This is a genomic window from Gordonia sp. BP-119, from assembly GCF_016924115.1.
Classification (GTDB): Bacteria; Actinomycetota; Actinomycetes; order Mycobacteriales; family Mycobacteriaceae; genus Gordonia; species Gordonia hongkongensis.
The window spans coordinates 53,391-65,248 of the sequence record NZ_JAFFZF010000024.1; the positions used below are offsets into that span (position 1 = coordinate 53,391).

General features: G+C 68.9%; 9 protein-coding genes. 4 read left to right on the top strand and 5 right to left on the bottom strand.

Going from position 1 to position 11,858, the window contains the following annotated elements; translation table 11 throughout:
• Genes JW364_RS14825 through JW364_RS14840 form a run of 4 tightly spaced genes read left to right on the top strand, consistent with a single transcriptional unit; the run spans position 1 to position 6,711 of the window.
• On the top strand, positions 1-2,337 hold the full coding sequence (locus JW364_RS14825; RefSeq protein ID WP_159369983.1) for a penicillin acylase family protein: 2,337 nt from the start codon (positions 1-3) through the stop codon (positions 2,335-2,337).
• Positions 2,325-3,785, top strand: a complete 1,461-nt coding sequence (locus tag JW364_RS14830; protein WP_205333750.1) for a condensation domain-containing protein — start codon at positions 2,325-2,327, stop codon at positions 3,783-3,785. Before JW364_RS14825 ends, JW364_RS14830 begins: the two co-directional genes overlap by 13 nt.
• 50 nt (positions 3,786-3,835) lie before the next feature.
• Entirely contained in the window at positions 3,836-5,380 is a 1,545-nt protein-coding gene (locus JW364_RS14835) for an aspartate aminotransferase family protein (protein ID WP_205333749.1), read from the top strand.
• Positions 5,377-6,711, top strand: a complete 1,335-nt coding sequence (locus JW364_RS14840) for a lysine N(6)-hydroxylase/L-ornithine N(5)-oxygenase family protein (protein WP_205333748.1) — start codon at positions 5,377-5,379, stop codon at positions 6,709-6,711. The genes JW364_RS14835 and JW364_RS14840 overlap by 4 nt, the downstream gene beginning before the upstream one ends.
• Positions 6,712-7,051: 340 nt before the next feature.
• Here the strand turns inward: JW364_RS14840 and JW364_RS14845 are convergent, their stop codons facing one another.
• From JW364_RS14845 to JW364_RS14865, 5 genes are all read right to left on the bottom strand, one after another.
• Positions 7,052-8,026 carry an ABC transporter substrate-binding protein gene (locus JW364_RS14845; protein ID WP_058251432.1) on the bottom strand — a complete coding sequence of 325 codons (975 nt, stop codon included), beginning with the start codon at positions 8,024-8,026 and terminating at the stop codon, positions 7,052-7,054.
• A 63-nt stretch (positions 8,027-8,089) separates the two neighbouring features.
• The gene (locus tag JW364_RS14850) at positions 8,090-8,941 is read right to left on the bottom strand and encodes a hypothetical protein (protein WP_205333747.1); all 852 of its coding nucleotides are present in this window, start codon (positions 8,939-8,941) and stop codon (positions 8,090-8,092) included.
• A 107-nt stretch (positions 8,942-9,048) separates the two neighbouring features.
• Positions 9,049-10,356 (bottom strand): wax ester/triacylglycerol synthase domain-containing protein, encoded by a 1,308-nt coding sequence (locus JW364_RS14855; protein WP_205333746.1) that lies wholly within the window; start codon positions 10,354-10,356, stop codon positions 9,049-9,051.
• A gap of 41 nt (positions 10,357-10,397) precedes the next feature.
• Positions 10,398-11,579: an acyl-CoA dehydrogenase family protein gene (locus tag JW364_RS14860; protein WP_205333745.1), complete on the bottom strand. Its 1,182-nt coding sequence runs from the start codon at positions 11,577-11,579 to the stop codon at positions 10,398-10,400.
• Positions 11,580-11,596: 17 nt separating this feature from the next.
• Positions 11,597-11,845 carry an acyl carrier protein gene (locus JW364_RS14865; protein WP_058251371.1) on the bottom strand — a complete coding sequence of 83 codons (249 nt, stop codon included), beginning with the start codon at positions 11,843-11,845 and terminating at the stop codon, positions 11,597-11,599.
• Between the last annotated feature and the right edge of the window lie 13 nt (positions 11,846-11,858).

An 11,858-nucleotide genomic window follows, 5' to 3' on the forward strand; every position in this document is an offset into this window, starting at 1 on the left:
ATGACCACCACCCGCACCCACGCACCCGACGACGTGGAGATCCTGCGTGATGACCACGGCATCCCGCACGTCCTCGCCTCGACGCCGCGCGGCGCTCTGTACGGACAGGGCCGGGCATGCGGCGAGGACCGGCGCTGGCAGATCGAGTTCATGCGGCTGCGCGCCGAGGGACGTACCGCCGAGGTCTTCGGGGCCGGCTGCGTCGAATGGGACACCTTCGCCCGCCGCGCCCAGCTCGACGTGGCGGCAAAACGCATCTTCGACGCATCGTCCACCCGCACCCGGGAACTGGTCACCGCCTACGCCGACGGCGTGAACAGCACCCTCGGCGACCTCGAGACGCCGGCTGCCGCACCGGAACTCGAGGCGTTGGCGCATCGTCCGCTGCCGTGGCGGCCGTGGACGCCGATCTCGGTGTTCATCATGCATCACGTGCTCTTCGGGCGGTTCACCACGAAACTCTTCCGCCTGCATGCCTGCCGCACGCTCGGTCAGGATGCGCTGCGGTTCTGGGACTTCGAGACGCGGGAGACCGACCCCACGGTGCCTGCGATGCCCGATGAGGCGTTCCTGGGGGAGATCCTCGCAATCACCCGCCCGGCGTCGCCCGAGCAACCCGCCCCGGCGGTGGACCTCGGCGATCCGATGTCGGGCAGCAACGCCTGGGGTGTGTCCGCCGAGCGGAGTTCGACCGGTGCGCCCATCGTCGCCGGCGACCCGCATCGATTCCTCGAACTGCCGGGCATCTATCAGCAGTTCCACCTCGCCTCGACAGGTCCGCACGAAGCATTCGACATGGCCGGGTTCGCCTTTGCCGGCGTCCCGGGAGTCCCGCACTTCTGTCAGGGCGACGACATCGCCTGGGGCATCACGAATGCCATGGGTGACTATCAGGATCTGTACCTCGAGCGATTGACGCGCGACGAGGCCGGCACGCTCCTGGTCGAGGTACCGGGCGGCGGGCGGGTGCCGGCCGGGGTGAGCACCGAGACGATCCTCGTCCGGGATGCCGAACCCGTTGCCGTGCAGCTCGTCACCACCCCGAACGGTGCCGTCGTCTTCGGCGGCCCCGACGAGTCGTTCGCGATGAGCATCCGGTCCCCGCTGCTCACCGAAGAGGTCACCTTCGACGCGCCGATCGACCTGCTCTTCGTGCGCACCGTCGCCGATGTCGAAGCAGCCCTGACGAAGTGGGTCGAGCCGGTCAACCGCGCGGTCATCGCCCACGCCGACGGCACCGTCGCCACCCACGTGGCCGGCCGGGTGCCGGTCCGCGCGCCCGAGAACTACTGGTTGCCGGTCCCGGGCTGGGACGAGCGCTACCAGTGGCGCGGATACGAGGCGGGTTCGCTCGGTGACCCCGGCTTCGACGCGACCCTCCGCAGCAACATCACCGTCACCGCCAACCAGCGGATGTCCGATGTGCCTGCGTTGCAACCGCTCACGAGTGAGTGCGTCGAACCGTTCCGCGCCGACCGGATCACCGCGCGACTCGACGGTCTCGGTTCGGTGACTCCGGCGGATTGCGCCGACATCCACACCGATGTCCGGCTCGAGCAGGCGACCGTCGTCCAGGAGTTGCTGTCACGTGTACGCGGCGCCGACGCCCAGGCCGAAGGCATCCGGGAGCGCCTGGTGGCGTGGGACCGGTCGATGACCGCCGACAGCACCGACGCTTACCTCTATGCCGAGTTCCGTACCCAATTGGTCCTCGGGGTCGCGAGTACCGACGTGCTCGCGCCGCTGCGCGGGCCGCACGGGTTCCCGGCGGTGTTCCAGCCGTGGTTCGTGCCCGAGCCCCGTCTCGCGACCGCGCTGACCTCCGTCGCCGCCAACACGGCGGGGATCGGCATCGACATCGAGGCCGTGGCGGTCGCCGCCCTCGATGCCGTGGTGGCCCGGATCGGGACCTTCGGTTCGACGCCCACGTGGGGCAGCGTCCATCGCCTGGCACCGATCCACGGATTCGACCTGGTCGGCGCGTCGCCGCAGCACCCGGATCTGTTCGCCAACCTTCGTCCGACTCCCCTGCCCCTGGCGGGGGACGCCGAGTGCGTCTTCGCCAACGCCGCGGCGGTCGGCACCCACCTGTGCATCACGGGTGCCGCCGCACGCTACGTGTGGGACCTCGCCGACCGCGGGGCGAGCCGCTGGATCGTCCCGCTGGGCGTGAGCGGTGATCCCCGTTCCGATCACTTCCAGGACCAGGCGCCGCGGTGGGCGGCGGGCGAGCTGATCGAGGTCGTCCGCGATTGGGATGTGTTGCGTGGCACGACCGCAGCAGCGTCGACGCCGTCCACCGCCACATCGACCGAGAGGGAGCCATGCCCGCGTTGACCGAAGCGCGACTGACGCTCTTGCGTCGTCGAATCGCGCAGACCGGCGAACCCGCCCGCACGGCCGCAGCTGACGAACCAAGGACCTCCGTGCCGTTCGGCGAGTTCGGCACCGCCGAACGGCGGATGTGGCGGATCTACGACCTGGATCCGGAATCGGTGTCGCACAACATCGGACTCGTCCTGCAGTTCGGCGGGACGCGAACGCTCCGATCGGTCGTCGACTCCGCCGAACTACTCGTCGAGCGCTTCGGGGTCCTGAGATCGGTGGTCGAGGTCGACAACGAGGGCACGCCGCGTCGCCGCGTCGTGTCGCACGCGGGATCGTGGGACGCATCGGGCACGGTGTGGACCTGGGGCCTGCCGGACGCGGAGGCAACCGGACCCGTCGACGATGCCGACGCGATCGCGACCTCGCTGACCCGCACGCCATTCGATCTGACGTCGGATGTGCCGCTCCGGCTTCGGGTCTCGGGTTCGGACGGCGACGTCACGATGATCCTCGTCGTCCACCATCTCGCCGTCGACGACACCTCATGGCCGCTGCTGCTGGGCACCCTGGTCTCGGGTTCGTGGCCCGGGGACGTCACCGCCGACTCCCGCCCGGTCACACCCGATTCCGCGGCCGTCGCGGCGGCCGCCGACGACGCGGTGCGCCACGCCCTCACGACCTGGGCCGCCGAGGACGTCCGCTATCCGCTCAGCGGCGAGTTGCCCACCGAGAGTGCCGCCGACAGTTGGCTCTCGCCGATGGACGACCGCGACGGCATCAAGGTCGCCGCCCTGGTTGCGGCCGACTCGCTGGCCGCTTTCGGCCGAGTCGCCCAGACCGTCGGGGCCACCCCGAACGCGTTGCTGATCGGCGTGTGTTCGCTGGCCGCGTATGCCCTGACCGGCGCCGCCGATCACGTCCTGGTGGTGCCGGCCGACAACCGTCGTCGGACGCAGTCACCCCAGAACGTCGGATACTGCGGCAACATAATCCCGATGCGGTTCCGCATCGACCCCGACGCCACCGTCGAGCAGGCTCTCCGGGACGCGGGCGCAGTCATCTACCGATCGATGGAACACTCCGGCACCGACTTCGGGCCGATCCTCACCGCGTTGCGACAGCAAGGCGGCCGTTTTCCCGTCATCGAGATCATGGCGTCGGTCCGGCCCGCACCGCTGCGCGGGATCCCGCAACCCGCCGACGCCCCGGTCACCTGCCGGTCGGTGTTCAACGGGATCGCCAACTACCCGCTCTCGATCGCCTTCGAGGCCGACGACGAGAGCACCCGCGTCGAGGTCGACCACCAACCGGGGATCGTCCCCGACACGGTGGCCGACCGCGCCACCGCAGTACTCACCGCACTCGTCGATCTGATTCCGACGTCGTTGCACCAGAACGTCTCCGCACTCGTCGAAACCCTCGCCGAGAGCGCACCACAGAAGGGCAGCGCCGGATGACCGGCCTGCCACCGCGCCACCGCGCACCAGAGTCAACAGGGGGGAACTCAGTGTCCGAAGACCGCCAGTCCGTATGGGGTGCCTCGCGATTCGCCCGTCCCGGCGATGGCTGGGCCGACGTCGGGCGCGGCTTGGCCGAGGTCGCGGCCGCGGTCGGCGACGATCACCACGGCGCCCCGCTGCCGAGCGGTGACCCCGTCGCCGTGCTCGGCGGGGTGACGGCACTACTCGGTCCGCACGGAGTCCCGGAGAACGGGATCGGCGAGTCCGAGGCGCTGACCCGGCTCGCCCGCCTGGTGGCCGAGTTCGGACTGGACCTCACCCATCCGATGGCCGCGGCGCATCTGCAACCCGCTCCCCTGTCGGTCGCGGTCGCCGCCGACGCCCTGGCCTCGGCCACCAATGCCTCACTCGACACCTACGATTCCGGCCCGGCCACGCTGGCGCTCGAGACCTGGACCGTCCAGTCGCTGGCTCGTATGGCCGGGTTCGGCGAACATGCCGGCGGTGTCTTCAGTCCCGGTGGATCGATCTCGAATCTGCTGGCGCTCATGATCGCTCGCGACCACACCGCTGCCCGGCGGGGCATCGACGTGCGGCACGACGGCGTCGGCGCGTTGCACCGCCCGGTCGTCTTCTGCTCGCGCGTGGCGCACTTCTCGGTCCACCGCTCCTGTGCGGCACTGGGGCTGGGCGAGACCGCGGTCATCCCGGTCGAGGTCGACTCGCATCACCGGATGATCCCGGAGGCGCTGGAGACGGCCATCCGCGAGGCCGGCGCGGCGACCCCGCTGGCGATCGTCGCCACCGCGGGCACCACCGACTTCGGTACCGTCGACCCGCTCGGGGAGATCGCCGACATCGCCGAGCGGCACGAGATCTGGATGCACGTCGACGCCGCCTACGGATTCGGCTCGCTGTTCTCCGACCGTCTCGCCGGTCTGCTCACCGGCGTCGAACGCGCCGACTCGGTCACCCTCGACCTGCACAAGGTCGGTTGGCAGCCGGCGGCCGCGAGCCTCATGCTGCTGTCCGACGCCGATCGCTTCGTGTCCCTGAACCGTTCGGTGGCCTACCTCAACCCCGACGACGACGTGGAGGCCGGGTACAGCGGCCTCCTGGGTCAGACGCTGCAGACGACGCGACGACCCGACGTCCTCAAGGTCGCGGCGACCCTGCTCGCCTACGGACGCCGCACTCTGGGTGACATGCTCGACAAGTGCAACGACCTCGCGGTGTACGCCGAACAGCGAATCGCCACCGAACTGCAGCTCGAGCTCATCGCACCGGTCACGCTGACCACCGTCGTGTTCCGGTATCGGTGCACCGATCTCGACGCGGTCAACGGCGAACTGCGGCGTCGGTTGATCGCCGACGGCAAGGCACTCATCGGCCGTACCCAGGTCCGGGTGCCCGGTGAGGAAGAGCCCCAGACCTGCCTGAAGCTGACCCTCCTCAACCCGGAGACCTCGGAGAGCGACATCGACGAGCTGTTCGACGAACTGTTGCGCGTCGCGCTCGAGGTGGAGTCGGAAGGCACCGCCGCACCCGGCGCGGAAGTCCACAGTGAAGAAATGGTGAGAGTGTCCGAATGACCCCAGAAGAGAAGACCACTGTCGAGAACGTAGACGTACTCGCGATCGGTTGCGGCCCATTCAATCTGGGCCTCGCCGCGCTCGCCTCGACGCTCGACGACGTGAACCTCCTGGTCGTCGACTCGCGAGACGAGTTCCGGTGGCATCCGGGCCTGATGTTCGACGACGCCACCCTCCAGGTGAGCTTCCTGTCGGACCTGGTGACGCTCGTCGACCCGACCCATCCGCTGTCGTTCCTGAACTACATGGCCGACATCGATCGCATGTACCGGTTCCTGGTGCGCGAGGACTTCTTCCCGACCCGCATCGAGTACGAGGCCTACCTGCTCTGGTGCGTGTCCCGGCTCGACTCGCTCCGGTGGGGCACCACCGTCGACGAGGTGGCCTGGGACGCCGAGGCCGACGCGTTCCGGGTGACCACGCACACCGGCACCACCTCCTCGACGGTGATCGCACGACACGTGGTGGTCGGCATCGGCACCGAACCGCTCGTCCCGCAGGCACTCTCGTCGGATTCGCCCGCGGTGGTCCACAGCTCCGACTACCTGTTCAACCAGGAGAAGGCGCTCGCCGCCGAAACCGTCACGGTCATCGGCTCCGGCCAGTCGGGTGCCGAGATCGTCATCGATCTGCTGGAGGCGAACCTACGCGGCGGCCCCGCGGTCCGATGGTGGACGCGCACACCGTGGTTCGCGCCGCTGGACTTCACGAAGCTCTCGCTGGAGATGACCACGCCGGCCTACATGGACTACTTCCACAGCCTTCCCGAGGCCGCGCGGGATCGGGTTCGCCCGCAGCACTGGCAGTTCCACAAGGGCATTTCCACCGACACCCTGGAGCGCCTGCACGACCTGCTGTACCGGCGCCAGTTGCAGGACAAGCTCAACCCGGTGCAGCTGCGGATCTCGGTCGAGGTCGAGGGCATCGACACCCTCGCCGACGGCAAGCTCCGGGTCCGCGGCCGTCACCTCGACACCGGCTCCGAGCTGGCCCACACCACCGACATGGTCATCGCCAGTACCGGCTACCAGGCCCGCAGGGCGGACTTCCTGGCCCCGATCGAGTCTGCGCTGCACCGGGATTCGCGCGGGCGCCTGGTCATCGGCGCCAACCACGAGATCGAGACCGACGACGCCCTGACCAACCGGATCTTCGTCGCCAATGCCGAGGAGCACGCGCACGGCGTCTCGGCCCCGAACCTCGACATCGGCGCGGTCCGCAACGCACGCATCCTGAACACCGTGCTGGGCCGCGAGGCCTACCGCCTGCCCAAGCACACCGCGTTCACCAGCTTCGGCGCGTCGGACGACGACGACATCGTCGCGCCGTAACCCGCTAGCCGGCTCACGGCCCGATCCGCCACGTGCGGCTCGGGCCGTTGTCGTTGTTGCCAAGTGGCTTCGACACGGCTCCTCGCTGCGCTCGTCGCCTGCTCAACCAGCGGTGGGCCCCCGCTCCCTGAGGAGCCCATGGCGACGGGCACCCCCTGCTCCCTAATCCGAAAGAACGACATAACCATTGCCCCCTGAGGTGCGAGGAGCGATAGCGACGGGCACCCCCTGCTCCCTGAGGTGTGAGGAGCGATAGCGACGAGCCACGAAGGGTCCGGTGCCCCCGAAAACCAACTCGCCCTCCGCATTCCGCGGAGGGCGAGTTCGTTCCAGACCGAGCTCAGTTGGACGCCGCGGCGAACGACGGCTTCAGCAGGTCGAGGACGTACGGGATCGAGTTCGGCGTCGGCGCGTTGAGACCCGTGATCTGCGACTGGGTCATGAACGTGACGGCGTTGTCCTTGACCGCCTTCAGGTTCTTGTACCCGGGCAGCGACTTCAGGGTCTCCGCCTGCTCGGGGGTGGCCGTGGCCACGACGAGCACGTCGGCGTCGAGCATCGGGATGTTCTCGGTGCTCAGCCCGAACCGCGGCTGGCCGGTCCGCTGGTACTCGGCGACCAGCTTGGGAGCCATCTTCATCCCGAGCGAGGTGAACAGCTTTCCGGCGCCGTCGTTCTCGTCACCGAGCACCGACAGCTGGTCGTTGCCGTACATGAACGCGAACGCGTAGGTCTTACCCTTCAGATCCGGGTACTCCTGCGCCACCGCCGCGATCTTCGCGTTGGTGTCGTCGATGATCGACTTCGCCTTCTCCGGGTCGTGCAGCACGGTGCCCATCACCGTGACCATGTCCTGCCAGGGATCGATCTCCTGGTCGCTGATGGCGTTGACCGTCGGGGCCAGCTTCGAGATCTGCTGGAACTCCGGACTGTCCGAGGCGAAGCCGGGTGCGAAGATCAGGTCCGGGTTCAGCTTGGCGATGGTCGTCGCGTCGTCGCCCTTGGTGGGGTCGACGAACGTCGCGTCGGCCAGCTTCTCGCCGTACCACGGCTGCATCTCGCCGGTCGCCGACTTCGAGTAGTCGTAGTACCCGACCGGCGTCTCACCGAACGACAGCACGACGTCGGTCCATTGGTCTCCCAGGGTCACGATCCGTTCCGGGGTGTCCGGGATCGTCACCGACCGGCCGTCCGGCAAGTTGAGTTGAACGGTGCCACCGGCGGATTCGTCATCCGAGCTCGAGCAACCGGCCAGCAGGCCCGCGAACAGGAGTGCACTCGCGGCGAGTGCGCCCAGGCGTGGTCGTGAAATCACGTGAAGATCCCCCAATGGGTTGTCGGTGTCGTCCGGCGGACCGGACCGTGTCACCCCGCGCGGTCAGAGCGAGCAGGGCAGCAGGACGAATCCCGCGATGGTGCAGACGCTTCGGTTGGAGAGCTTCCACTTGTTGCCGCTCCACACGAACGTCATCGAGCGATTCTGGCTACCGCGGCCGACCACGCTGATCTGCAGCGGAGCGGTCAGCGTGTTGCCGCTGACCTGGACGGGTCCCACCATCTGGTAGCTGAGCCCGACATTGCCGTAGGTCGTGATCGCGCGGGCGACGAGGTCGATCTGACGGAGCGCACGCTCACCGCCCTCGAGTTCGGCGGCGCGTGCGGCGCGGCTGGCGTTGGAGTTCATGACGATGCGGACTTTGGTGTTGAGCTGTCCGGGCGTCAGCGCGGCCGGGCCGGCGGCAACGCTCTGCTGCGGGGCGGCCGTGGTGCCCGGCGCGGGAGCAGGTGCGGGGGCCGCACCCGGAGCCGGCGCGGCTCCTTCACCGGGAGGACCGACCGGTCCACCGATCGCTCCGCCGCCTTCGGGCACGTTCTCCGTCGGGGCCGCCGCCGGCGCTCCGGCCGGTGCGCCGGCGGGTGCGGGCTGACCCGGGACGGGCTGCTGGCCGGCAATGCCCTGCTGCGGTAGCGCGGTCTGCGCGGCACCGAGGTTGACGACGGTCGGCTGTGCGGCGGTGGCGGAGTCGTTGCGCTCGCTCACCACGATGCCCACCACGCCGATCGTCACGACGATCGCGGAGATGATGGCAGCGACGCCTGCCGACGCCAGGACGGTCGGGACGCTGACTCCGCCCGATCGGCGAGACGAACCGGTCTCCGACTCGCGGTGATCGACCCCCGAGTAGTAATCGGCCCCGGCCGGGTCCTGGTAGTTGACGTCGTTGCTCATGTTGTTCTTTCTCCGTGTATGTCTTCGCCCCCGCCGAGCCGACGGCCACCTGTATATTGCAGCCCTCGGACCCCGGATTACAAGGCAAGCCTAAGCTCGCACCCCCGTCAGGTCGACGGGAGGGCCTCCTGAAGTACTTCGTCGAGCGCGGACACAAATAGTTCGGCGTATCCGGGTAGCGCCTGCGCGTCGGTGACGACGCCGAACGTGGTGGTGTGTCCGAGGATCAGGGTCGTCACCGACAGTGAGTAGCCTGCGAGCGGCGACAACGGTGTCAGGGTGACGATCGAACGCCCCAGCACCGACCGGACCCGCGAGAACCCGGGGTTGATGCCGATGTGGATGTCGGGGTGCATGTGGGACATCGACGCGTTCACGATCGCGCGCTGCAGACCCCACAGCGGGGCGCGCGGCAGATCGTCGGCGGCGGCCAGGTACAGCTCCGGCTTGCGCGTTGCTATCGCCTCGAGTTCGCTTCGCGCACGGCCGATCTGACGCGACAGATCGGGCTCGTTGCCGAGCAGGTTGAGGAGCGCGACGGATACCGCGTTGCCGGTGTGCCGGAACTCGTCGTCGAGGGTCACCGGCAGTGTCACGCGGACGACGTCGGCCTGTGGGGACGCGGGCGGGTTGAGGCTGATCGCCCGGCCGATGGCGGCGAGGAGGAACTCGTGAACGGTCGCGCCATTGCCCTTGGCAGCCTTGCGCAGCGTCCGGGTCGACGCGGAGAACAGGGCGTACTCGCGCTCGCCCGACTTCGTCAGTGCGGGCCAGGCCCGTTTCTTGCCACCGCCCGCCGCGTGCTGGTCGCCATAGGCAGCCTTCGCCTCTTTGAGTTCCTCGGGATCGATGCCGCTGATCCGGAAGCGCGGACTGGTGGCGAATCGCTCGAACTCCGCGAGATCGTCGGGCTCCCCGTCGGCGAGGAGGGCGGCGAAGGCCGCGCCCGCAATGCCGTCGGAGATGCTGTGGTGCACCCGGAGCAGGACCCACTGTCCGACACCTTCGGCACCCGCCGACGGCGTGAAGAGGGTGATGTCCCAGAACGGGCGCGGGCGCGGCAGCGGCGACTCGAGCAGTTTCGTCACCCGTCGCTGGAGATGGGCGCGGTCGGTGAACCCGAACTCGGTCACGTGCTCGCCGGCATCCCAGCTGTCGTCGGCGAGCACCACTTCGGGCTTGCGCCAGCGGCCGTTGCGGATGCCCAGCCGGAAGATCTCGAACAGCCCGGCCCGCTCCCGGACCCGCGTCCGCACCTCGTCGAGGCCGAGCAACGCCCCGTTGCTCTCGAGCTGCAGGATCATCGACCAGTGCATGGGCGCGCTGTCTTTGTCCATGTGCAGGTAGGTGTGGTCGGGCGGCGCGAGTTCGGTGACACGCGCGTCGGCCGGTGCCTGGCTGGCTGGGCTGTTCATGGGATGACCGCCTGGGTGAGAGGGACGATGGCTCGAGCGCTTCAGGACACCGGCGAGCCGGTGCCGTGGAGTTCGGAGTCGACGAACATGGCCTGGTACCGCTCGGTGTCGGGTTTCATCGCCGCGGCGACCAGTTCCCACAGCACCTCGTCGGTGCCGCCGCCGACGCGGGCCAGTTTCATGTCCCGCCACCAGCGACCGATCGGCGATCCGGTCTCGAGGTAACCGATCCCGCCGAAGATGTGCAGGCACTCCGACGCGACCTCTTCCCCGAGGTTGGCAGCGGTGGCCTTCAGCGCCGCGGCGGTGCGCAGGTTGATCTTGCCCTCCGCGGCGACTCCGGCCAGCGAATAGCGTAGGACGTCGACCCTGGCCTGCAGATCGGCGACGCGCAGCCGGAGCGCCTGATGGTCGTAGAGCTTCTTGCCGAACTGGGTGCGCTCCACCATCCGGGCAAGCGTCACGCCGATCATCACGTCGCACGCGGCGGCGATCTGGGCGGCCACCGAGTACCGCTCGTGCGCCAATCCCCAGCTGATGATCGCGAGGCCCGTCCCCGGCCGGGCGATCAGCGCCTCGTCGGGGATCCAGGCGTCGATGGTCACCGGCGCGGTGTCGAGGGGCCCGGCGCCGAGTTTCGCATACGGCTTCCCCACCGTCACCGACTCGATCGGGACGGCGGCCAGCGCCACGTTGCCGCCCACGTCGGGACCGTCGTCGACGCCCCGGCAGACCACGAACACGTGGTCCGCGATCGGCGAGAGAGACACGAACTTCTTGTGCCCGACGACGCGGAACCCGCCGTTCTCCGGCAGGATCCGGGTCTCGGAGTTCTGCAGATCCGACCCGCCCCGCTCCTCGGAGGCCCCGATACACAGCACCGTCTCGGCGGTCAGGGCCCGCTGGGCCAGGTCTCTGAGGTAGTCGTTGCGGCCGAAGCGGCGGAGGATGGCGATGGCCGAATCGTGCAGGCTCACACCCACTCCGATGGCCGCGGAACCCAGCGCGCCGAGATGTGCGCCGAGGGCGAAATGGTCGTGGAGGTCGGTGACCTTGCGGTCCTCCCACTTGCGGACGAAGACGCCCTCGGCACCGAGGTGTTCGAGCAGTGGCCGCGGGAATCGGTGATCCCGCTCGGCCTGCGCCGTCCAGGCCGTCACCTGCTCGTCGAACGCGGCGTCGAGCAGTTCGGCGTACGTCTGCACTGGGGTCTCCACAGTCATGTCGGGTCCGGGTCCTCTCAGGCCGGGGTGCCGGCCTTCGACCGGATGAGGTCCTCGAGGTCGCCGACGGTCTTGGACTCGAAGAGCTCCCGTTCCGACAGCTTCACGCCGAGACGCTCTTCGATCGCCACCACGCCGATGGCGAACGCCACCGAGTCCAGCCCAAGGTCGTCGATCAGCTTCGAGTCGCGGCTGATGTCGCCGAGCGCGAGGTCGAGGTCCTCTTCGAGGATGCCGCGCAGGGCTTCGGTGATGTGGTCGGACATGTGGTGGCTCCTG